We start from the raw sequence: 21,544 nt of genomic DNA, 5'->3' as shown, positions 1-21,544 counted from the left end.
GCTAGGCTCCGACCGAAACCGGTTCCTTCTTTCCCGCCTCCTTGCGGATGGTGGCGCTGATGACGGCGGCCACCGTGCACATCGCTGCGGCGCCGATCCATGCGTAGGTGTAGTGGCCAGTGGCATCGCGGATGTAACCCGCGAGCAACGCGGCCGCAGCGGCCCCGAGCTGGTGCGCGGCAAAGACCCACCCGAACACCACCGAGCCGTCCGCGCCGAACACCTTCCGGCAGATGGCCGCCGTCGGGGGCACGGTGGCCACCCAGTCCAGGCCGTACACCACTACGAACAGGATCATGCTCGGTTGCACGGTGGAGCCCAGAAGCACGGGCAGCACCAACAGCCCAACCCCGCGGAACTGGTAATACACAGCCAGGAGCACCTTGGGATTGAAGCGGTCCGTCAACCAACCGGAGGCGATGGTGCCCACGATGTCGAAGATCCCGACGACGGCCAACAGGCCCGCCGCGGTGGTTTCCGGCATGCCGTGGTCGTGCGCCGAGGGGATGAAGTGGGTGCCGATCAGGCCGTTGGTGGTAGCACCGCAGATGGCGAAACCGGCAACCAGGGCCCAGAAGGTGCGCACTTTGCTGGCGCGTTTGAGGACCTGCAGTGCGCGCACGGCTGCGTTGGGCGTCTTGGCGCCTTCCGCGTTGGCGACTTCCGGGACCGGGGCGGGCTCCGCCGTCGTCGCTTGGTCTTCTTCGGCTCCGTAGGGCTGGACCCCGACGTCGGCAGGTGAGTTCTTCAGCCAGCGCAGCACGAGCGGCACTACGGCAAGCGCACCCGCTGCGATGAGGAGCGACGCGCCGCGCCAGCCCGGGCTCTGGGCAAGCACCGCGATGAAGGGCAGGAACACTAGCTGCCCGGCCGCGCTGCCCGCCGTCAGGATGCCGATCACGAGTCCGCGGTTCTTGGAGAACCACGTATTGGCGATGGTGGCCGCGAAAACCAAGGCCATGGAGCCGGTGCCCAGCCCGATCAGGACGCCCCAGGTCAGCAGGATCTGCCACGACTGGTTGACGAACACCGTCAGGGCGGAGCCGAGACCGATCAGGCAAAGGGCAATCGCGGTGACGGTGCGGATGCCGAAGCGTTCCATGAGCGCCGCAGCGAACGGTGCCGTGAGCCCGAACAACACCAGGTTGATGCTGACTGCGAGCGACAAGACGGTTGTTGACCAGCCGAATTCCTGTTGCAGCGGCACCATGAGCACACCGGGGGCTGCACGGAATCCGGCTGCGCCCACAAGGGCCAGGAACGCGACGGCGGCCACCATCCAGGCGGGGTGGAGGCGCCGCTTCCGCGGAGTCTTGCCAGCTGGTTTGCCGGCGGAAAGTTCGGTGGGATTGGGTGCGGTCATGCGGAGGGCTCCGATTCGTCCAGGAGGTCGCGTCGGGCGGGGGCGGTGGCCAGGGCCATGGGGTGTTCCGATCGCGTGAGGCTATGCCAACTGGTGTTGGCGGCGGTCAGGCGGGACCCGCAATGGGAGCACGTATCGGCCGACGCCGTCGGCAGTCCACAGCCGTTGTGGATCACGCGCATGTGGGCGTTGTCCGCCGGCGCATCGAGATGCTTTTCGGACCAGATGATGATGGCGTTCAAGACCGGCAAAGCATCTTCGCCCTTGGGGGTGAGGACGTACTCCTGGCGCGTGCGGGCGCCGTCCAGGTAGGGCCGTTGGACAAGGAGGCCTGCCTCGACCAGCCAGCCCAGTCTTTTACTGAGGACGTTGTCTGCGATGTGGAGGCGGGTTTTGATGGCGTCGAAGCGGCCGTTGCCGAAGAAGACCTCCCGCAGCACCAGGCTTCCCCAAGGGTCGCCGAGGATATCGAGGCCGCGCGCCAGGCTGCACGTCCGCTCGGACCAATCGGATCGTAAGGGCATGGTTCGAGATTAGCTGGCTTTCCTAAAGAAAGCTAGGTGATTTGGAGGGGTTTTCAGTCGGTGATGTTGCCGATCGCCTGCTCGAGGTCCGCAATCAGGTCTTCGACGTCCTCGATGCCGCAGGAAAGCCGGATCAGGTTGACAGGCACGGCCAGCTCAGTGCCCTTGACCGAAGCGTGCGTCATCTCCGAGGGATAGTTCATGAGGGACTCGATGCCGCCCAGGGACTCGGCCAGAGTGAAGACCTGGGTGGATTCGGCAACTTTGCGGGCCGCGGCTTCGCCGCCCTTGAACTGCACGGAAATCATGCCGCCGAACTTCTTCATCTGCTTGGCCGCGAGCTCGTGGCCCGGGTGGGAAGGCAGCCCCGGATACAGCACGGCTTCAACCTCGGGGCGCTCCAGCAACCACTCGGCCACGGCCTGGGCGTTCTCGCTGTGGCGGTCCATGCGCACGCCGAGCGTCTTGAGGCCACGCGTGGTCAGGAACGCATCCATGGGTCCGGACACGGCGCCGACAGCGAACTGCACGAAGCCGATCTTCTCTGCCAGTTCGGCGTCCTTGACCACGATCGCCCCGCCCACCACATCCGAGTGGCCGCCGATGTACTTGGTGGTCGAGTGGACCACGACGTCGGCCCCCAGGGCGAGCGGGGTCTGCAAGTAGGGGGACGCAAAGGTGTTGTCGACCACCAGGAGGGCACCGGCGTCGTGCGCAACTTTGGCGAGCGCTTCGATATCGGTGATCTTCATCATGGGGTTGGAAGGCGTTTCCACCCAGACGATGCGGGTCTTGTTCGCCGCGACGGCCGCGGCAACGGCGTTCAGGTTGGACATGTCCACTGGTGTGTTGCCGATGCCCCACTCACCGAGCACGCGGTTGATGAGCCGGTAGGTTCCGCCATACGCGTCGTTGCCGAGGACGATGTGGTCGCCGGGCCGGGCAACAGCACGGATCAGTGAGTCCTCCGCTGCGAGGCCCGAGCTGAAGCTGAAGGCGTGGGTGCCGCCTTCGAGCGCGGCGAGCTGTTCTTGCAGCGCATCTCGGGTGGGGTTGCCGCCGCGGCCATACTCGTAGCCGTCGCGCAAACCGCCTATGCCGTCCTGGGCATACGTCGAGCTGAAGTGCAGCGGCGGAACCACGGCGCCGGTGCGCGGTTCGAACGCCTGGCCGGCGTGGACGGCACGCGTGTTGAATCCTGCTTCGTTTGCAGACATATGAACTCCTAGTGTCAGTTGCTCAGGTAGGCGAGAAGGTCGTGGCGGGTCAGGATCCCCACGGGAGCTCCAACGAACGTCACCATGACGGTGTCGACGTCGGACAGCAGCTCGCGTGCGGCGGAAATGGTCTCCAGGGAGCCGATCACGGGCAGGCGCTCCCCCATGTGCTCGGAGATCTTGTCGGTCAATTTCGCCTCGCCACGGAACAGCTTGGAGGTCAGCGTGCGCTCATCGACAGCGCCGAGCACCTCGCCCATGACCACGGGCGGCTCCTGCGAGAGGACCGGGATGTGCGAAACCCCGAATTCGTTCATGATGTTGATGACATCGCGGACGGTCTCGTTGGGATGGATGTGGACGAGGTCCGGCATTTCGCCGGTCTTGGACTTCAGGACCTCGCCCACCGAGGCTTCCTCGCCGCCGGAGAGGAAGCCGTAGGAACGCATCCACTTGTCGTTGAAGATCTTCGCCAGGTAGCCCCGGCCGGAGTCCGGCAGGATCACGACGACGACGGCTTCCTCGCCAAGGTCTTTGGCCACCTGCAACGCGGCAACCACTGCCATGCCCGAGGAACCCCCTACCAGGAGTCCTTCCTCGCGGGCCAGGCGCCTGGTCATCTCGAAGGAGTCGGCGTCGCTGACGGCGATGACATCGTCCGGCACAGTCTTGTCGTAGTTGGCCGGCCACATGTCCTCGCCGACGCCCTCCACGAAGTAGGGCCGCCCCGTGCCGCCCGAGTAGACCGAGCCTGCCGGGTCCGCGCCGATGACCTTGACGCGGCCGCCGTCGGACTCCGGCCGCTGGGCGGACACATCCTTGAGGTAGCGCCCGGTGCCGGTGATGGTGCCGCCCGTCCCGGCGCCGATCACGACGTGGGTGATCTTCCCGTCGGTATCACGCCAGATCTCGGGCCCGGTGGTTTCGTAGTGGCTGCCGGGGGCTGCGGGGTTGGAGAACTGGTCCGGCTTGTAGGCTCCGGGGATCTCCGACACGAGCCGGTCGGAGACGCTGTAGTAGCTTTGCGGGCTGTCCGGGGCCACGGAAGTAGGCGCCACGACAACTTCGGCGCCGTACGCCTGAAGTACGGCACGCTTGTCCTCGCCCACTTTGTCCGGGACAACAAAGATGCATTTGTAGCCCTTTTGCTGGGCCACCAGGGCGAGTCCGACGCCGGTATTGCCCGAGGTCGGTTCCACGATGGTTCCGCCCGGCTTGAGCTTTCCGTCCCGCTCCGCTTCCTCGATCATCTTCACCGCGATGCGGTCCTTGATGGAGCCACCGGGATTCACATATTCAAGCTTCACCAGAATGGTGGCTTTGATGTCCCCGGTCACGTGGTTGAGCTTGATGAGCGGTGTATTGCCAATGAGGTCCAGGACGGACTGGGCGTACTTCATAGGTACCAAGTTACCGCTTGGTCGGGACTGCTCCGGTGCAGCGGAGGACTCAGCACGTGGCACAGCTGACTCCGCCGGGCTCCGGATGCTCGATCGTCGTCGGAGACTTGCCGGCGCAGAGCGAGATGGCGCCGGGTTCCATGCGGGGCCTTCAGCTTGTGGTCGCGGATGCCCGCGCCGCACGCGAGGAATTGCTCGGCCGCGGGGTCGAGGCCAGCGAAATCACCGTCTTCGACGAGCGCGACGGCGGCACGTTCTTCGGCTTCAGCGATCCGGACGGCAACACGTGGACGGTGCAGGAACTCAAGGTCCGGGCCGAGAACCCGCTGATTCCGGCGGAGTCCCGCGGGCGCTTCGGAGAGTAGTTTCGGGAGCGTAGGGCCAGCTCCGCGTAAAGGGCCGTCCCGAGCAACCCATTCACTCTGCCGGTGCAGTGCCTCCTGCCGAAGAGTCCGTCTGCCAGAGGCCGAGGATGTTGCCTTCGGTGTCCTTGAAATAGGCGTAGTAACCCATGCCCGGAACAGCATCCTTGCCTTTGACCACAGAACCGCCCGCACTCTCGATTTGGCCGAGCGAAGCCTCGATGTCTTCGACGTCAACGGTGATGATGGGCGTCTTCAATTCCTCTGTACGCGGGAACAGTGCACCATTGATGGCCCCTGGCGCGCTCGGCATGCCCGTCTGTGGGTCCGAAGGCGTGGTGATGGCGATCGTGTAGTCCATTTCCTGCATGGGGTTGAGCATCCAGCCGAAGGCACCCTGGTAGAATGTGTTGGCCCGCTCCTTGTCGTCCGCGGGGATCTCGAAATGCACTACACCGGCCATTGCGTTCTCCTGAGATTGTCATGGAAGGCGCAGACGCCCCGCGCCACACGTGGAGTCTAGTCGTGTGGGTTTCGCGGCGTAAGGGCTTGAGCGCGGCTCTTTTCGAGTGTTGTCACACGAGCATGCGACCATGAATGAATGACCATCGTCGATGCCCCACCCGCCGCAGCGGCTGCGGCCGACGCATCAGTGCGATGGCACCCCGGCGGCCCCTTCGACCTCCTGCAGACCGTGGGAATCCTCATGCGCGGCAACGGCGATCCGTCCTTCGCTGCACGGCAGGACGGGGTGTGGATGGCCTTCACGACGCCGGATGGCCCGGTCACATTGCGACTCACCGCCGCGGGAACCGGCCAAGACACCCGTGTCGATGCCCAGGCGTGGGGCCCCGGCGCGGGCTCCGCCATTGCCTCCGTGCCTGCGTTGTTGGGGAGCGGGGACGACTGGTCCGGCTTTGATGACGCTGCGTTCCATGCCACCCTTCCGCGCATGGTCCGGGAAGCCCGACGCCGGAACCTCACCGTCCGTTTGCCTACCACCGGCCGTGTGGTGGACTCCCTCGTGCCCACGATTCTTGAGCAAAAGGTCACCACTATCGAAGCCCGCCGGGGCTACCGCTACCTGATGTACAGGTTCGGCACCGCAGCGCCAAGCGCAGGCCGCCTCCCGACGTCGGGCCCCTCGGGGCTGCTCGTGGCGCCGACCGCCGCCCAATGGTTAGCCATCCCTTCGTGGGAATGGCACAAGGCAGGCGTGGGTCCCCAGCGTTCGGCGACGGTCATGCGGGCGCTGCGATCCGCCGTCGCGCTTGAACGGCTCGCCTCACTCAGCGCGGTTGAAGCCGGGGCAAAGATGCAGACCATCCCGGGCATCGGCATCTGGACGGCCGCCGAGGTGGTCCAGCGGACCCATGGCTGCCCTGATTCGATCGCGGTGGGCGACTACCATTTGGCCTCGTACGTCGGTTATGCGCTCACAGGCAGGAAGACGGACGACGCCGGAATGATCGCCCTCCTGGAACCGTGGCGTGGGCACCGCCAGCGGGTAGTCCGGATGCTGGGGCTCAGCGGCTTCCGCAAGCCGACCTTCGGACCACGGATGACCATCCAGGACCACCGAGGACACTAACGCCACCAACGCCCTCCAACGCGGGGTCACTTACGGCCCATGTTGCCGCCCAACATGGGCCGTATGTGACCCCGCGTTCGGAGTTTCGCGCGTTTGATCCGGACAATCAGGCCAGAGAACCCTTCGGCCAGATCATCGGCGTTGGCCTTGAAGTAGGACCAGCCGGCATTGGTGAACGCTTCGTCCCTCCGGTTGTCCCGTGTCTGCTGTTCCCGCGTGAGATGTGGTGCGCCGTCGTACTGCACGGCGATCCGAAACCGCCGGTACCCCAGGTCCGCGGACGGCGACCACGGATCGTCCGGGTCGAGGCGGAGCTGCAGTTCCGGTTCAGGCAATCGCGCCTCCGACATTGCGAGCCGCAGGAATGTCTCCGGAAACGAATCTGCTCCAACCCGCATGTCTTCAAGGGCAAGCCGGGCCTTCTCCACGCCTTTCATGTTCGGATGCTGCCGGATCAGGAGCCGCAATCCTTCCTTGGTGGCGTAGGCCTCCGTCCTTCCTTCAAGGCCAGGCCGAGGCCTACGGATCAGCTGATCGCCCATGGCAATCACGTACCGCAGCGGCAACTGATGCGCCAGGTCAAGCCACGTCCGGGACGGGGAGGACACCGGGATACCGCCTATCTCCGTGACTTCGCCCTGGAGGACACGGACTCGGTGCCCCGTCACCCCGGTCCGGCGGACCCGGGGAAGCTCATGGGGCTTGCTCAGGTGGACCGTCTCGCAGTCGCCCAGCCACGGAGGAAGGCCGAGCCGGGTCAGTACCGCGGCGCTCTCATGGGACACCCAGGCGCCCGGTGTTGCCGCGGCAAGGACCCGCGCCTGTTCGGCAAACTCAAAGTCACGACCCGCAGGCAAGTAGATCAGCCGCCCGCCGTCGGACATATCCCTGGCCCGGAGCCGCTTCGGAGCGACGCCAAGCACGCGGGATTCATAGACCGTGAAAGGACGGTTACTAAGTTCCTCCGGCAGCGGCATGATGCGGACCATGGGATCCAGTTTGTCCGCAGTTTGACCCCGGCAAGGAGTTATCCACAGGCTGACTTCCAAGCAAGCCAACGCGGGGTCACTTACGGCCCATGTTGCCGCCCAACATGGGCCGTAAGTGACCCCGCGTTGGAATTAGAGTCCGAGGCGGGCGATCGCTTCTTCGCGCATGTCGATCTTGCGCACCTTGCCGGACACCGTCATGGGGAAGCTCTCCCTGATGTCGACGTAGCGGGGGATCTTGTAATGGGCCAGTTTGCCTCGGCAGAACTCCTGCACCCCTTCCAGGTCCAAAGCCGCTCCCGGTTTGAGGATGATGCACGCCATCAACTCCTCGCCGTACTTGGGGTCAGGCACCCCGATGACTTGGACGTCCTGGATGGCGGGATGGCGATACAGGAACTCCTCGATTTCGCGGGGATAGATGTTCTCCCCTCCGCGGATGACCATGTCCTTCATGCGGCCTTCGATGATGATGAAACCGTCCGAGTCCATCCGGGCGAGGTCGCCGGTGTGCATCCAGCCGTCGTCGTCGATGGCCTCGGCTGTCTTCTCCGGCTGGCCCCAATACCCGGCCATCACGGCGTAGCCCCGCGTGCACAGCTCGCCGATCCCTCCGCGTTCCAGGGTTTCGCCGGTGCCCGGATCCACGATCTTGGACTCGAGCCTGGGCATCGTGCGCCCTACAGTCGTGGTCCTTTGCTCAAGGGTGTCGGCCGCGAGGGTCATGGTGGATACGGGAGAAGTCTCGGTCATGCCGTAGCAAATGGCCACGTCCCGCATGTTCATCTCGGCGATGACACGCTCCATGACCTCGATAGGGCATAGTGAGCCGGCCATGACGCCGGTACGCAGCGTCGAGAGGTCGTAGGACGCGAAATCCGGCAAAGCCAGCTCGGCGATGAACATGGTGGGCACGCCATACAGCGAGGTCCCGCCAAAATCCTGCACGGCTTCCAGCGCTGCGGCCGGGGTGAATCCGCGGCCGGGAATGATGGTGGCCGCGCCGAAGCTCAGGGCGTTCAGGTTCCCGATGACCATGCCGAAACAGTGGTAGAAAGGCACCGGAAGGACCACGCGGTCGCGTTCCGTGTACCCCAACAGCCTGCCGATTTGGTTGCCGTTGTTGAGGATGTTGTGGTGCGTCAGGGTGGCGCCCTTGGGGAAGCCCGTGGTCCCCGAGGTGTATTGCAGATTGATGGGATCGTGCGGGTCCAGCTCCGCCATCCGAGCCTTGAGCGCTGAGGGGACGACGTCGTCCGCCCGCTTGAGCAGTTCGGCGTACGTCAGCTCGGCGTCAGTTTGCGGTTCGCCTGCGTTAAGCATGTCCAGTCCCAGATCGGGAAGAAACACGAGCTCCCGAAGCTCAGGGCAACTGGTCAAGGCGTCCCGGGCCATGGCCACATAGTCACTGTTCTTGTCCGATGGCGCGGCCACCAGCATCCGCATGCCGTTCTGGCGGACCACGAATTCGAGTTCATGGCTGCGGTAGGCCGGATTGACGTTGACCAGGATCGCCCCGACCTTCGCCGTGGCGTATTGCAGGATGGTCCATTCGGCGCAGTTCGGGCTCCAGATGCCTACCCTGTCACCCTTCGCGACGCCCATGGCGAGCAGCGCACGCGCGAGGCGATCGACGTCGTCGTTCAGTTTTTCGTAGCTCCAGCGCCTGGCCTCATCGCCCGGCACCACGGCGGCTTCGATGAGCGCGTCCCGCAACGGAAACCGCGCCGCGACGCGTTCGAAGTTGGCGCCGATGGTCTCTTCAAGCAGCGGGACGTCAGTGTCCCCGGCTGTGTAGGAAAGCATGAACGCACGCTACCAACTCCGGGGGGCCAAGAGAAGACTTTTGCTTGGAAGTCCTACAAAATATTTCAGGGCCTTGGCGGGCCAGCCGGTAATGTGAATCCCATGAGTGCACCCATTGACCTGCAGGCCACGTTCATCCCCAACGACGGCGAATTCTTCCGCGTCAAGCTCGCGCTGGAAATCGCGATCGACGAAGTGGTCAACGAACCCGGCTGCATCCGCTACGAGCTCACCGAAGCCAACGAGGACAAGCTGGTCCTGACCGAACAGTGGGCATCCGAGGAGCACCTCGACACCCATTCCAAGGGCATCGCCGTCCAGGACCTCAACGAATCCCTCAGCGCCCTGCTCGCGGAGCCGGTGAAGCTCGAGCGCCTCTAACTAGCATCGGCTGTTGCCCACTGGAAAGTGGGCAACAGCCGATGGCGTTTGCTAGGGGTTTTCGGCGCGCTGCTTTGCGATGTGCGCGTGGACCTCATCCATGTCGAGACCCTTGACGGCCTCGATGACCTGCTCCAGCTGTGGTCCGTTCAGTGCGCCCGGCTGGGAGAACACGAGGACCTTTTCGCGGAAGGCCATGAGCGTGGGGATCGAGGAGATACCGGCTTCGGCGGCCAGCTGCTGCTCGGCCTCGGTGTCCACCTTGGCGAAGAAGACATCGTCATGCTTCTCGGAAGCGGCCTGGTATGTGGGGGCAAACTGCCTGCAAGGGCCGCACCACGCAGCCCAGAAATCCACCAGGACAATGTCATTGCCCTCGATGGTCGATGCGAACTGCTCGCCGGTGATGTCAACTGTAGCCATGCTTCCACGGTACGCGACCGCACCGCCTAAGTCGCGCTTGTTCGCTACCCGGCAAACCGGGAATAAAGCACGACGCCGGGCAGCTCGTTTGGGGCCGCCCGGTACCGTCGGCTAGTGCCAGAGGTGCGGGGCGGCCTTCCTGGCACCGGGGAGCGCGTTGCTCTCGCGCCACTCGTGGATCCATTCCGGAAGCTCGAGGTCCGCGGGGGGCTCGCCGAACTCGGCCAGGATTTCCTCCTGGCTCACGGGCCGGCCCTTGGCGACAAGCCTTGTGGCGATGTGCGCGCGGGCGTAGATCTCGCCGTCGGCCACCATTCGTTGTTCAAAGTAGATCGCCTTCGAATCGAGCCCGATGATCTTGGACTCGATGGTGTATTGCTGCCAGAGCTGCAACGACTTCCGGAACGCGACCGTCTCCCCAGCTGCCACGGGGCTCCAGCGGCGTCTGCGCATCTTTTGCCAGATCCCCGCGCGCACCATGAGGTCGAAGCGTCCAAGATCCATCAGCGAGAAATACATGCCGTTGTTGACATGCATCGCAATGTCGATGTCCGTGGGCAGCACTCGCATGGGCAAGGAAGACGTGCCCCAAACGCTGAGCCGGCTCCGCCTGGACGAGGTGAACAAGAGCAAGAGGGTTCGGAGAAGCAAATGCATAACCGCAATGTTACTCCCCAGTAACATTTCGGGACAGCCCCGTTTTGTGTGTCGCTACGTGGCATGTCGTTTACCGCCGGTTCACATGCCGCGGGAAGAATGTCTGAAAACAAATTGCAGAAGGCACCAAGGAGATCCCGTGAGCACCACCCAAACCATCAGGCCACACGCAGAGGTGTGGCCGGAACTTCCGCTCCACCAGGAGCTCGTGTTGCAGGACACCCGCGGCAACAGGATCGTAGGCACCTTGGACGGCATGACCGAGGATCGCAGCACGCTCTGGATCCAGTTGTCCGGAGGCCTGGGCCGGCAACTCGTCCATCACCAGGACGGTTACTGGCTGGAGCCGGGCAGCGCGAGCTAACTGGGCTTTCGTTTTCGACACGCAAAATCCCTGTCGACACCGGAATTCGTGCGTCGAGAATCCACCAGCGCCGCGCAAAGGATTTTCCGCGTCGAACGGCCCCGCGCGCGTCGAACGGGGCCTCCCCAGAAAACACGGACAAAAAAATCCCCGGAACCATGTGGTTCCGGGGATTTAATTTTGTGGCAGATGAGGGATTCGAACCCCCGTAGGCGTTGCCAGCTGATTTACAGTCAGCCCCCTTTGGCCGCTCGGGTAATCTGCCGAACTTCAAAGAAGTCACTCCCGATCATCGGTTCGTTTCCGATCCGGTAAGCGCGAGCAAGACAACCTTACAGAACTTCTGCCGAAGAATCGAATCGAGCCCTCGAGGCCACAAAATCGGCGGAAATCTCAGGCTAACCAAGTATCCGTCCTGCAAGTTTGGCCTCGAAACTGGCCGCCTGCTCAAGGGTGATCTGGTTGAGCTGCACGGCCCGCAACAAGTCCGCGTGGACGCCATCCATCCGCGACGCCGCGTCCGGGACCGGGCTCAGGACCACGGAGGCGGCGAGCGCTGCGGCTGCAACCGCGCCTGCGGCCGTGGCGGCAGCGACTCCGATTGAACCGGCGGCGGCAGCGGCTGACTTGGTGACGTAGCGGACGGCCTGGTTGCTCATGGTGCTCCTTTTCAGGACGGGCTCTTCAAACTGATACAACTCTGTCGGGGCAGTCTCAGTTCCGGCCATGCGTGTGCTGTGAGCGAACTGTGAACGTTCAGCACACGCCGGGCGCTTCCGTACTAGGCTGGATGGCAGACAAAACCGCCCGTTTCCGGGCCACCCCCAACGATCACAAGGAGAGTCATGGCAGGCGAATCCACATTCGACGTCGTCAGCAAGGTAGACAAGCAGGAAGTCGCCAACGCGCTCCACCAGTCCCAGAAGGAAATCGCCCAGCGGTACGATTTCAAGGGCGTCGGCGCTGAGATCGACTTCAGCGGCGAGAAGATCCTCATGAAGGCCAACTCGGAGGACCGCATCCTCGCTGTCCTGGACGTGTTCCAGTCCAAGCTCATCAAGCGCGGCATCTCCCTGAAGTCCCTCGACCAGGGCGAGCCTTACCCCTCCGGCAAGGAATTCCGCCTGGAGTGCTCCATCAAGGAGGGCATTGCCCAGGACATCGCGAAGAAGATCAACAAGATCATCCGTGACGAAGCCCCTAAGTCCGTCAAGTCCCAGATCCAGGGCGACGAGCTCCGCGTCACCTCGAAGTCCCGCGATGACCTGCAGGAGACCATGAACATCCTCAAGAAGTTCGAAGAGGCCGATCTCCAGTTCGTGAACTTCCGCAGCTAGGACTTCGCGGCGGCCCAAGCCGCCATCCGGAAGTACGACGACGGCGCGTTGCCCGCTCAGGGGGCAACGCGCCGTCGTCGTTAACGGAGACAGGCGCGTCACTCCACGCAGCCTTTTGGGGCCGAGGCCTGGCGAAGGCCCCGGGATTCCGCGACTGCACCGATCCTCGGAGGTCAAAAGATTGCAGCGCGTGACATCCACCCCAAAATAATTACGACACGTTTCTTTTGCGCAATCACTTCCAGCGGGTACTGTACTTCCTTAGGTGAGCCTAAGTGTGGCTCCCCTAACGAAGGATTCCACATGACCGCGAACTTCCTGATCGGCCTGCGCGAGGGCCTTGAAGCCACCCTCGTTGTGGTCCTGCTCATGGCCTACTTGGTCAAGACCGGACGCCGCTCGCTGCTCCCCCGGCTGTGGGCCGGCGTCGGCATCGCCGTGGCCGTATCCATCGCCTTCGGCGCCTTGCTCACCTTCGGTCCGCAGGGACTGACTTTCGCCGCGCAAGAGGCGATCGGGGGCGGATTGTCGATTGCCGCCGTCGGGCTCGTCACCTGGATGGTCTTCTGGATGGCGCGCACCGCCCGCAGCCTCGGCGGCGAGCTGAAGTCGCAAGTGGACAAGATGGCCGACGGCGCCGCGTGGGGCCTCGTGGTGGTGGCGGCATTGGCGGTGGGCCGCGAAGGACTTGAGACTGCGCTGTTCCTTTGGGCTGCTGCCCAGGCCGCCGGCGAGTCGTCGCAGCCGCTGCTAGGCGCGCTACTCGGCCTGGCCGTCGCTGCCGGGCTCGGATACCTGCTGCATCGCGGCGTCCTCAAGGTCAACCTCTCGCGGTTCTTCACCTGGACCGGAGTCGGCCTCATCGTGATCGCGGGCGGTGTGCTCGCCTATGGCATCCATGACCTCCAGGAAGCCGGAATCCTGCCGGGGCTCCACACCCTCGCTTTCGACGTCTCCGCGGCCATCCCGCCGTCATCCTGGTACGGCACCCTGCTGAAGGGCACCCTCAACCTGTCCCCGGCCACCACGTGGCTCGAAGCCGGGGCCTGGCTGCTGTACGTGATCCCTGTGCTCTATTTCTACATCCGCACCAACGGTTCCTCGCCGCAACAGTCCACCGGCAACGCCCCCACGGCCCAAGCCGCCAACGCTGCCTAAAAGCTTCCCGCACCCCACAACAGAAGGAAACCCCCATGCCTGGCACTCCCCTGCCCAAAATGTCCCTGCCCACAACGGCTTCACGCCGCCGGACGTCCCTCGCCCTCGTCGCCGCTGCTGCCGCGGTGCCGCTCGTCCTCACCGGCTGCACGGACAACGCAAAGACGCCAGGCGCCAGCGCCTCCGCCGGACCGATCCAAGTCACCAGCACCAAAACCGAATGCAAAGTCTCCACGGGCAGCGTCCCCAGCGGCAACCTGAGCTTCGCGGTCAAGAACGACGGCACTGAAATTACCGAGTTCTACCTCCTCGCAGAGGACGGCCTGCGGATCGTCGGCGAAGTGGAGAACATCGGTCCCGGCCTGACCCGCAACCTGGTGGTCACTGCTCCCGCGGGCAAGTACACCACCGCCTGCAAGCCCGGCATGCAGGGCGACGGTATCCGTGCCGCCTTTGAGGTCACGGACTCCGGAAACAAGACCGGCGTCGATGCCGATTTCCAGAAGCTTGTGGACACTGGGGTCCAGCAGTACACGGCGTACGTCAAAGACCAGACTGAGCAGCTTGTGACCGGCACCAAGGCCTTCGCCGATGCCTACGCGGCGGGCGACGTAACGAAGGCCCGCGAACTGTACGCCGCAACCCGCATGCACTGGGAACGGATCGAACCCGTAGCGGAATCCTTCGGGGACCTCGACCCCAAACTCGACGCCCGCGAAGCCGACCTTGAACCGGGCCAGGAATGGACCGGCTGGCACCGCGCGGAGAAGGACTTGTTCCCGCCGTCGGGCTACACAGCGCTGACGGCCACCGAGCGGGCCAAAATCGCCACGCAGCTCGTTTCCGACACCGAGGAGCTCGGCAAGCGCACCCGCACAGTGGTGCTCTCCGCGGACAAGCTCGGCAACGGAGCCAAGGAACTCCTGGACGAAGTCGCGCGCGGCAAGGTCACAGGCGAGGAAGAAATCTGGTCCCACACCGACCTCTGGGACTTCCAGGCCAACATCGACGGCGCGCGGATAGCGTTCGAAAACCTCAAGCCTGCGCTCGCGCAGAAAGACCCGGCCCTGGCCACGAGCCTCGACGGGAAGTTCGCTGCCCTTGAGGCCGAACTCAAGAAGCACGCCAAGGGTGACGGCTTCGCGTACTACAACGAACTCAGCCCCGCCGAGGTCCAGCAGCTCGCCGCGCTGGTCGACGCCTTGGGAGAGCCGTTGTCCAAGCTCACCTCAGCCGCGGTCCTGTGAGCGGCTGCCCTTTCAACCACGAGACCGCTGAGGCGCCCGACGGCGGGACCCAGGCTGCCGCCGTCGGGCCGGCCAATGCGGCCGTTGCGTCCGCTGCCAAGGACGACGACGGCAAGCGCGGCATGTCCCGACGCGGACTGTTCTCCCTCGCCGGCGTGGGCGGTGTCGGTGCAGTGGCAGGCCTTGCCGCCGGGTACCTCAGCCATGACGCAGTGGCAGCTGAGGCGGCCCCGGCCAGTGCTGCGAGCGACGTGGTTCCCTTTTACGGCGAGCGCCAGGCCGGGATCATCACTCCCGCCCAGGATCGCCTCCACATCGCTGCCTTCGACGTGACGGTTGAGGACCGCGCCGCACTGATCCAGCTCCTGAAGGACTGGACCGCCGCGGCCGAAGCCATGACCACCGGTCGCACGACCGGCGCGACTGGCGCCGTCGACGGCCCCTACGACGCGCCGCCTGAAGACACCGGGGAAGCCCTCGATCTGGCGGCCGGCAAGCTGACGTTGACGTTCGGCTTTGGCCCGGGCCTCTTCGAAAAGGACGGCAAGCCGCGCTTCGGGCTGGAGGGCCGCAGGCCCGATGCCCTGATCGACTTGCCGCATTTCCCCGGCGATGCCCTCGAGGCCGCGCGTACCGGCGGCGACATTGTGGTCCAGGCCTGCGCCGACGATCCGCAGGTCGCCGTGCACGCGATCCGGAACCTCGCACGCATCGGCTTCGGCAAGGTGCGCGTCCGCTGGTCCCAGCTGGGGTTCGGCCGCACCTCGTCCACCTCACGGGCCCAAACGACTGCGCGCAACCTCTTCGGCTTCAAGGACGGCACGGCCAACCTGAAGTCGGAAGACACGGCACTCCTCAACGAGCACGTCTGGGCCACCGCCGGAACCCGCCCGGGTGAAGCGTGGATGGCGGGAGGCAGCTACCTTGTCTCCCGCCGGATTCGGATGCATATCGAGATCTGGGACCGGACCTCGCTCCGCGAACAGGAAGGGCTGATCGGCCGCACGAAAGGTGCCGGAGCGCCGTTGTCCGGAGGGGAAGAATTCACGGTGCCGGACTTCGCAATCAAGGGCCGCGATGGCGAGCCGCTGATTCCCATCGATTCCCACGTCCGCCTCGCCCACGCGGACCAGAACAACGGCGTGAAGATGCTTCGCCGCGGATACAACTACGCCGACGGTTCGGACGGGCTCGGCCACCTCGATGCAGGCCTGTTCTTCATCGCCTTCGTCAAGGACCCGCGGACGCACTACGTGCCCATGCAGATGATGATGGCGAAGAGCGACAAGCTGGCCCTGGAGTACCTCAAGCACACGGGCTCCGGCCTGTTCGCGGTGCCTCCGGGCATCAAGGCGGGCGGCTTCATTGGTGAGGGCTTGTTCGCATGAAGCCGCCCGTCGTCGGACGCGGCCGGTAGGGCGATCTACCGGACCGCTGGCTAGGAAAGCGGCCGTCCGGCCATCCGTTCGAGCCGCTCGATGCGCTCACGCATGGGCGGGTGGGTGGCGAACAGCTTGGTCATGGCACCGCCGCGGAACGGGTTGGCAATCATCAGGTGCGAAGTATTCACGAGGCGCTGATCCTGCGGCAGCGGCACCTGCTTCACGCCTGCTTCGATCCTGCGGAGGGCTGAGGCGAGCGCCAGCGGATCGCCGGTGAGCTCCGCGCCGTCGTGGTCGGCGTCGTACTCCCTGGTGCGGGAAATGGCGAGCTGGATCAGCGAGGCGGCAAACGGCGCCAGGAGGGCCATGGCGATCATGGCAAACGGGTTGGCGTTCCGCCGGTCCCCGCCGCCGAAGAACAGCAGCATTTGGCCCACCGAAGTAATGACGCCGGCGACGGCGGCCGCGATGGACGAAGTGAGGATGTCGCGGTTGTAGACGTGCATGAGTTCATGCCCGAGGACGCCGCGGAGTTCGCGCGCGTCGAGCAAGTTCAAGATCCCCGCGGTGCAGCACACGGCGGCGTTCTTGGGATTGCGTCCCGTGGCGAAGGCATTGGGGGTCATGGTCGGAGAAACGTAGATCCGCGGCATGGGTTGGTTGGCCCGCACGGAGAGCTCCCGGACGATTTGGTACAGCTGCGGAGCCTGTGCTTCCGAAACCGGGTACGCGGCCATGGAGCGGATGGCGATCTTGTCGCTGTTCCAATATCCATAAGCCGTTGTCGCGACGCCGATCACTGCCATGATCCAGATGGGCGACGCACTGCGGGTGCCCACACCGATCACGGCACCAAGACCCAGCAGCACCGCCCAGAGCACACCGAAGAGCGCTGCGGTCTTCAGGCCATTGTGATGATTATGCACTTCACTACTTTCTTGCAGTACGGCTTTTGGTTCTGTTCCGATTAACGCCGACGGCGGCCCGGACGTTCCGCCCAACTAGCTCGCATTTGTTGTCGTTCCGAGCCGCCATAACGACAACAACTGCGGGCTAGTTGGGCGCGGGGCTGGGTCCGGGCTAAGGCACCGGGTGGAGCGAATCGTACTGGAGGAATCCACGCTGACCGCGCGCCACCAGCCAGGCAAGCACTGCGCACAGCACGCCGCCGAGGAGCAGCACCCAGCCCTCGCTGAGAACTTTCGTGACTCCACCGGCGAGCATGTCCCCCACGCGCGGACCACCGGAAACCACCACAATGAACACGCCTTGCAACCGTCCCCGCATGTGGTCCGGAGTGGCCGATTGCAGGATGGTGGTGCGGAAGACCGCGCTGACGGAGTCCGAGATCCCGGCAAGGGCACAACACAAGGCCGCCGGGATGATCCACAGCGTGACGCCATCGCGCCCTGCGTCCCCGGCCAGGACCACCACCAGCCCGAAGGCCGCTATGGAGAAGCCCCATCCGGCGACGGACCACACCACCGCGCTCCCCTGGCGCCGCACCCTCCCCAGGGGCCCGGAGAACAGTCCCGCCAGGAAGGCGCCGACGGCCACGGACGCGAGCAGCACACCCACAGTGGTGTCACCGCCCCCGATCATCGTGGCTCCGATCGCGGGCATGAGGGCACGGGGCTGGGCGCAGATCATCGCAATGAGGTCGATGATGAACGTCATGCGAAGGTTGGGCCGGGTGCCCAGGAAACGGAAGCCCTCGACGACGGAGCGCAGCCCGGGTGCCGACGCGTTCTCCGCCGCGGGAAGGGCCGGGAGCTTGAACAGGCTCCACAGCGCGAAGGCGAAGCTGAGCGCATCGATCGTGTAGGTCCAGCCAAAACCGCTCGACGCGACCAGCACACCGGCCAGCAGGGGGCCTGCCGTCATGGAAATGCCCATGTTGAGCATGCTCAACGCGTTGGCGGCGGGCAGCAGTTCCTTGCGGACCAGCAAGGGAATAATGGCGCTGCGTGCCGGTCCGTTGATGCCCTGCGCGCCGCTCTGGATAGCGACGAGGAGGAACAGGATCCAGACATTGTTGAGCTGGAACCAGGCCTGGAGTGCCAGGGCCACGCTGCAGGCCCACAGGACGAGGGACGCAACAATGGCGACCGTCCGCCGGTCATAGGCATCCGAAAGGGCGCCGCCGAACAAGCCCGCAACCACCAGCGGAACCAGGGCAAAGATGCTGAGCAGTCCCACGTAGAGGCTCTGTTGGGTGATGCTGTAGACCTCGAGGCTCACGGCAACCAGGGTCAGCTGGGATCCGACCATCGACACCGAAGACCCCAGCCACAGGCGGCGGAATGCGGGGCTTTCGCGAAGCGGGGTCATGTCAGCCAGGAGTTTTGCCACCGTCCAACCCTACCCACCAAGCCATCCGCCCTCCCGGAGCGCCGCGGGGGCAGGGTTCGCAGCTGCGGTGCGGTCCGCCGTCGGGCCCGAGTCCGGGCCGCGAGCGGGGTGCCGTCGTGCCCGAGTGCCGCCCGCCGTCGGCGGGTTCATCCGAAGTTAGCCTCACCTTATTGTGAAGTACTCATAATAAGTGCTTCAATGGGCGTATGGCAGATCACACGGCAGACCAGGAAGCGTGGGCTTCCGCCCTGCATTCCCACGGACGCCGCGTGACCAAGCAGCGTCTTGCGGTTCTTGCTGCCGTTCAGCACAATCCACATTCCCCGGCCGAAGGCATCCTGGCTGCCGCGCGCAAGGAACTTCCCGAACTGACAGCGCAGTCTGTTTATGTGGTGCTGAGCGACCTCACGGACCTACAGATGCTGCGACGATTCGAACCGCCCCACTCTCCCGCGCTGTATGAGACCCGGGTGGGCGACAACCACCACCACGCCGTCTGCATCAGTTGCGGCCGGGTGGAGGATGTCGACTGTGCCGTCGGCCATGCCCCCTGCCTCACCCCGCACTGGGATGAGCACTCCAAACCCATGACCATCCAGATCGCAGACGTCCTGTACCAAGGCATCTGCCAGGACTGCCAGGCCAAACAACAGCTTCCTACTCACACGCAAGTAACCACGAAATAGGAGAACGATGACCGCGAACATCTCGACCACCCAGTCGGGCGCCCCCGTCACCTCGGACGCGCATTCCAAGTCCGTTGGTGCCGATGGTGCCATCATCCTGACCGACCACTACCTGGTGGAAAAGCTCGCCCAGTTCAACCGCGAGCGCGTCCCGGAGCGTGTTGTCCACGCCAAGGGCGGCGGCGCTTTCGGTACCTTCAAGACTTCCTCGGATGTTTCCAAGTACACCAAGGCTGCTTTCCTGCAGCCCGGTGTCGAGACGGACATGCTCATCCGCTTCTCCTCCGTCGCAGGCGAGAACGGCTCCCCTGACACGTGGCGCGACCCCCGCGGCTTCGCCGTCAAGTTCTACACTTCCGAGGGCAACTACGACCTCGTGGGCAACAACACCCCGGTGTTCTTCATCCGCGACGGCATCAAGTTCCCGGATTTCATCCACTCCCAGAAGCGCCTCCCGGGCACCCACCTGCGCGACGCCGACATGCAGTGGGACTTCTGGACCCTCTCCCCGGAGTCCGCACACCAGGTCACCTGGCTCATGGGCGACCGCGGCCTGCCGGCTTCCTGGCGTGAAATGCAGGGCTACGGCTCGCACACCTACCAGTGGATCAACGCCGAGGGCGAGCGCTTCTGGGTCAAGTACCATTTCAAGTCCAACCAAGGCGTCAAGACCATCACGGGCGACCAGGCTGAAGAGCTGGCCGGTTCGGACGCGGACTTCTACATCCGCGACCTCCAGGAGAACATTGCCGCCGGCAACTTCCCGTCGTGGGAACTGCACGTCCAGGTCATGCCTTACGAGGACGCGAAGACCTACCGCTTCAACCCGTTCGACCTCACCAAGGTGTGGCCGCACGCGGACTACCCGCTGATCCACGTTGGCACCATGGAGCTCAACAAGAACCCGGAAAACTACTTCGCGCAGATCGAGCAGGCCACCTTCGCGCCGTCGAACTTCGTTCCGGGCATCGCCGCCTCCCCGGACAAGATGCTGCAAGCCCGCATCTTCTCCTACGCTGACGCACACCGCTACCGCGTGGGCACCAACCACGCCCAGATCCCGGTAAACCAGCCGAAGAACCAGGTCAACAACTACAGCCAGGACGGCGCGGGACGCTACCTGTTCAACGCTCCTTCGGTTCCGGTCTACGCACCGAACTCCGTGGGTGGCCCGGCTGCTGTTGAGCCGCAGAACCCGGCCGGCGGCTGGGAGAACGACGGCGAGCTGACGCTCTCCGCACACTCCCTGCACGCCGAGGACGGCGACTTCGTCCAGGCCGGCGCGCTCTATCGCGAGGTGTACGACGACGGCGCCAAGGCCCGTCTGCTGGACACCATCACCGGCGCCGTCGGTGGCGTCAAGAGCGCCCACATCAAGGAACGCGCCATCCAGTACTGGACCAACGTGGACGCCGAACTCGGTGCCAAGCTGCGCGCCAACCTCGGCGCGGGCGAAGGCGAGTCGGCCGCGGAAGCAGCCAACAAGCTGTAACAACGGCCTCCAACGAAGCAACCCCGCTACGGAATTTACGTGGCGGGGTTGCTTTTTATGGCATGAATAGCGGGTCTTGTTTAGCGTTCCTCGGCGGGTTTTCCACATAGCAAGCGGTGGCTCTGGCTAGTTCGGCATGGTGATCCATAGGATCCTTACATGAGCACATTTACCGGGATCCCCGCAGAGGCGATCGCCTTCTATGCCGAACTTGAAGAGAACAACAACCGCGAATGGTGGCTGGAGCACAAAGACATCTACGACTCCGCCGTGAAGGAGCCATTGACGCTGTTATTGGACGAGCTTGAGCCACGATTCGGGCCGGGCAAGGTGTTCCGTCCGAACCGGGATATCCGTTTTTCCCAGGACAAGTCCCCCTACAAGACGGCACAGGGAGCGTTTGCGGCAGACAAGGAGGGCGTCGGCTTCTACCTCCAGCTCAGTGCAGACGGCCTGTTGGTCGGGGGTGGATGCCACTCGCGCACCCCGGAGCAGATTGCCCGTTTCCGCGCAGCCACGGATTCGCCGGCCAGCGGGGAGCAACTGCAGAAGATCGTCGATTCCATCGCCGGGGCAGGTTTCGCGGTGGAAGGCGAGAAGCTCAAGACCGTGCCTCGTGGTTTCGACAAAGACCATCCCCGGGCCGAGCTTCTGAAGCACAAGTCGTTGTCCGCAGGCATGACCTTGGGCGAACCGGAATGGATGTCCAAGCCCTCGGCCAAAGAAGAAATCGCCAAGCGTTGGGAGGTACTGCGCCCGCTTGTGGAATGGGTCAACGAACACGCGGCGCCGTAAGCGTAGGGCCGTGAATCT

At 64.4% G+C, this 21,544-nt stretch carries 23 protein-coding genes and 1 tRNA gene; 11 read left to right on the top strand and 13 right to left on the bottom strand.

What is annotated here, in order from left to right:
* Position 1 precedes the first annotated feature (1 nt).
* Genes AC1DJB_RS00465 through AC1DJB_RS00450 form a run of 4 tightly spaced genes read right to left on the bottom strand, consistent with a single transcriptional unit; the run spans position 2 to position 4,504 of the window.
* Positions 2-1,363, bottom strand: a complete 1,362-nt coding sequence (locus tag AC1DJB_RS00465) for an MFS transporter (RefSeq protein ID WP_441432610.1) — start codon at positions 1,361-1,363, stop codon at positions 2-4.
* Positions 1,360-1,887 (bottom strand): winged helix-turn-helix transcriptional regulator, encoded by a 528-nt coding sequence (locus tag AC1DJB_RS00460; protein WP_441432611.1) that lies wholly within the window; start codon positions 1,885-1,887, stop codon positions 1,360-1,362. The genes AC1DJB_RS00465 and AC1DJB_RS00460 overlap by 4 nt, the downstream gene beginning before the upstream one ends.
* Positions 1,888-1,940: 53 nt before the next feature.
* On the bottom strand, positions 1,941-3,104 hold the full coding sequence (locus tag AC1DJB_RS00455; RefSeq protein WP_284990999.1) for a cystathionine gamma-synthase: 1,164 nt from the start codon (positions 3,102-3,104) through the stop codon (positions 1,941-1,943).
* A gap of 14 nt (positions 3,105-3,118) precedes the next feature.
* The gene (locus AC1DJB_RS00450; protein ID WP_476909831.1) at positions 3,119-4,504 is read right to left on the bottom strand and encodes a cystathionine beta-synthase; all 1,386 of its coding nucleotides are present in this window, start codon (positions 4,502-4,504) and stop codon (positions 3,119-3,121) included.
* A 56-nt stretch (positions 4,505-4,560) separates the two neighbouring features.
* Between AC1DJB_RS00450 and AC1DJB_RS00445 the strand changes: the two genes are divergently transcribed.
* The gene (locus AC1DJB_RS00445) at positions 4,561-4,869 is read left to right on the top strand and encodes a VOC family protein (RefSeq protein WP_441432612.1); all 309 of its coding nucleotides are present in this window, start codon (positions 4,561-4,563) and stop codon (positions 4,867-4,869) included.
* 52 nt (positions 4,870-4,921) lie between these two features.
* Here the strand turns inward: AC1DJB_RS00445 and AC1DJB_RS00440 are convergent, their stop codons facing one another.
* Positions 4,922-5,329 carry a VOC family protein gene (locus AC1DJB_RS00440; RefSeq protein WP_059387279.1) on the bottom strand — a complete coding sequence of 136 codons (408 nt, stop codon included), beginning with the start codon at positions 5,327-5,329 and terminating at the stop codon, positions 4,922-4,924.
* A gap of 138 nt (positions 5,330-5,467) precedes the next feature.
* Here AC1DJB_RS00440 and AC1DJB_RS00435 point away from each other — a divergent pair, with 138 nt between their 5' ends.
* Positions 5,468-6,457: a DNA-3-methyladenine glycosylase family protein gene (locus AC1DJB_RS00435; protein WP_306959018.1), complete on the top strand. Its 990-nt coding sequence runs from the start codon at positions 5,468-5,470 to the stop codon at positions 6,455-6,457.
* Positions 6,458-6,483: 26 nt separating this feature from the next.
* Here AC1DJB_RS00435 and AC1DJB_RS00430 read toward each other — a convergent pair whose 3' ends face one another.
* A complete protein-coding gene (locus AC1DJB_RS00430; protein ID WP_441432613.1) occupies positions 6,484-7,446 on the bottom strand; it encodes a hypothetical protein in 963 nt (320 codons plus the stop codon).
* A 132-nt stretch (positions 7,447-7,578) separates the two neighbouring features.
* Positions 7,579-9,252 (bottom strand): AMP-binding protein, encoded by a 1,674-nt coding sequence (locus AC1DJB_RS00425; RefSeq protein WP_441432614.1) that lies wholly within the window; start codon positions 9,250-9,252, stop codon positions 7,579-7,581.
* A 102-nt stretch (positions 9,253-9,354) separates the two neighbouring features.
* On the opposite strand from AC1DJB_RS00425, the gene AC1DJB_RS00420 reads away from it, so the two are divergent.
* Positions 9,355-9,633, top strand: coding sequence for a putative quinol monooxygenase (locus tag AC1DJB_RS00420; RefSeq protein WP_059387275.1), 279 nt, complete (start codon positions 9,355-9,357; stop codon positions 9,631-9,633).
* A gap of 51 nt (positions 9,634-9,684) precedes the next feature.
* On the opposite strand, the gene AC1DJB_RS00415 is transcribed toward AC1DJB_RS00420, so the two are convergent.
* Together AC1DJB_RS00415 and AC1DJB_RS00410 are read right to left on the bottom strand one after the other, a co-directional pair.
* The gene (locus tag AC1DJB_RS00415) at positions 9,685-10,056 is read right to left on the bottom strand and encodes a thioredoxin family protein (protein WP_441432615.1); all 372 of its coding nucleotides are present in this window, start codon (positions 10,054-10,056) and stop codon (positions 9,685-9,687) included.
* A gap of 111 nt (positions 10,057-10,167) precedes the next feature.
* Entirely contained in the window at positions 10,168-10,713 is a 546-nt protein-coding gene (locus AC1DJB_RS00410; protein ID WP_476909830.1) for an acyl-CoA thioesterase, read from the bottom strand.
* A 139-nt stretch (positions 10,714-10,852) separates the two neighbouring features.
* On the opposite strand from AC1DJB_RS00410, the gene AC1DJB_RS00405 reads away from it, so the two are divergent.
* Positions 10,853-11,077, top strand: coding sequence for a hypothetical protein (locus AC1DJB_RS00405; RefSeq protein WP_059387272.1), 225 nt, complete (start codon positions 10,853-10,855; stop codon positions 11,075-11,077).
* A 183-nt stretch (positions 11,078-11,260) separates the two neighbouring features.
* On the opposite strand, the gene AC1DJB_RS00400 is transcribed toward AC1DJB_RS00405, so the two are convergent.
* A tRNA-Tyr gene (locus tag AC1DJB_RS00400) sits at positions 11,261-11,342 on the bottom strand.
* A 133-nt stretch (positions 11,343-11,475) separates the two neighbouring features.
* Complete coding sequence (locus AC1DJB_RS00395; RefSeq protein ID WP_306959021.1) at positions 11,476-11,736, bottom strand: hypothetical protein; 261 nt, start codon at positions 11,734-11,736, stop codon at positions 11,476-11,478.
* 186 nt (positions 11,737-11,922) lie between these two features.
* On the opposite strand from AC1DJB_RS00395, the gene AC1DJB_RS00390 reads away from it, so the two are divergent.
* The 4 genes from AC1DJB_RS00390 (at position 11,923) to efeB (ending at position 16,207) form a co-directional block, all read left to right on the top strand.
* On the top strand, positions 11,923-12,414 hold the full coding sequence (locus AC1DJB_RS00390) for a YajQ family cyclic di-GMP-binding protein (protein ID WP_059387254.1): 492 nt from the start codon (positions 11,923-11,925) through the stop codon (positions 12,412-12,414).
* Between the two features lie 303 nt (positions 12,415-12,717).
* The gene (efeU, locus tag AC1DJB_RS00385; protein ID WP_332602774.1) at positions 12,718-13,572 is read left to right on the top strand and encodes an iron uptake transporter permease EfeU; all 855 of its coding nucleotides are present in this window, start codon (positions 12,718-12,720) and stop codon (positions 13,570-13,572) included.
* A gap of 35 nt (positions 13,573-13,607) precedes the next feature.
* Positions 13,608-14,819, top strand: coding sequence for an iron uptake system protein EfeO (efeO, locus tag AC1DJB_RS00380; RefSeq protein ID WP_441432617.1), 1,212 nt, complete (start codon positions 13,608-13,610; stop codon positions 14,817-14,819).
* On the top strand, positions 14,816-16,207 hold the full coding sequence (gene efeB, locus AC1DJB_RS00375; protein WP_441432618.1) for an iron uptake transporter deferrochelatase/peroxidase subunit: 1,392 nt from the start codon (positions 14,816-14,818) through the stop codon (positions 16,205-16,207). The genes efeO and efeB overlap by 4 nt, the downstream gene beginning before the upstream one ends.
* A gap of 50 nt (positions 16,208-16,257) precedes the next feature.
* Here the strand turns inward: efeB and htpX are convergent, their stop codons facing one another.
* Together htpX and AC1DJB_RS00365 are read right to left on the bottom strand one after the other, a co-directional pair.
* Positions 16,258-17,127, bottom strand: coding sequence for a zinc metalloprotease HtpX (htpX, locus tag AC1DJB_RS00370; protein ID WP_284990988.1), 870 nt, complete (start codon positions 17,125-17,127; stop codon positions 16,258-16,260).
* Between the two features lie 154 nt (positions 17,128-17,281).
* Positions 17,282-18,553: an MFS transporter gene (locus AC1DJB_RS00365; protein ID WP_441432619.1), complete on the bottom strand. Its 1,272-nt coding sequence runs from the start codon at positions 18,551-18,553 to the stop codon at positions 17,282-17,284.
* Positions 18,554-18,759: 206 nt separating this feature from the next.
* Between AC1DJB_RS00365 and AC1DJB_RS00360 the strand changes: the two genes are divergently transcribed.
* The 3 genes from AC1DJB_RS00360 to AC1DJB_RS00350 all read left to right on the top strand — a co-directional run bounded on the left by AC1DJB_RS00360 (position 18,760) and on the right by AC1DJB_RS00350 (position 21,526).
* Positions 18,760-19,239 (top strand): Fur family transcriptional regulator, encoded by a 480-nt coding sequence (locus AC1DJB_RS00360; RefSeq protein ID WP_059387252.1) that lies wholly within the window; start codon positions 18,760-18,762, stop codon positions 19,237-19,239.
* Between the two features lie 7 nt (positions 19,240-19,246).
* The gene (locus tag AC1DJB_RS00355) at positions 19,247-20,731 is read left to right on the top strand and encodes a catalase (RefSeq protein WP_441432620.1); all 1,485 of its coding nucleotides are present in this window, start codon (positions 19,247-19,249) and stop codon (positions 20,729-20,731) included.
* A 159-nt stretch (positions 20,732-20,890) separates the two neighbouring features.
* Positions 20,891-21,526: a DUF2461 domain-containing protein gene (locus tag AC1DJB_RS00350; protein ID WP_441432621.1), complete on the top strand. Its 636-nt coding sequence runs from the start codon at positions 20,891-20,893 to the stop codon at positions 21,524-21,526.
* Positions 21,527-21,544 lie beyond the last annotated feature (18 nt).

The organism is Arthrobacter sp. 01T428, from assembly GCF_056398685.1.
Note: the sequence above shows the minus strand (reverse complement) of the source record. Positions and strands in the feature narration are given on the sequence as shown.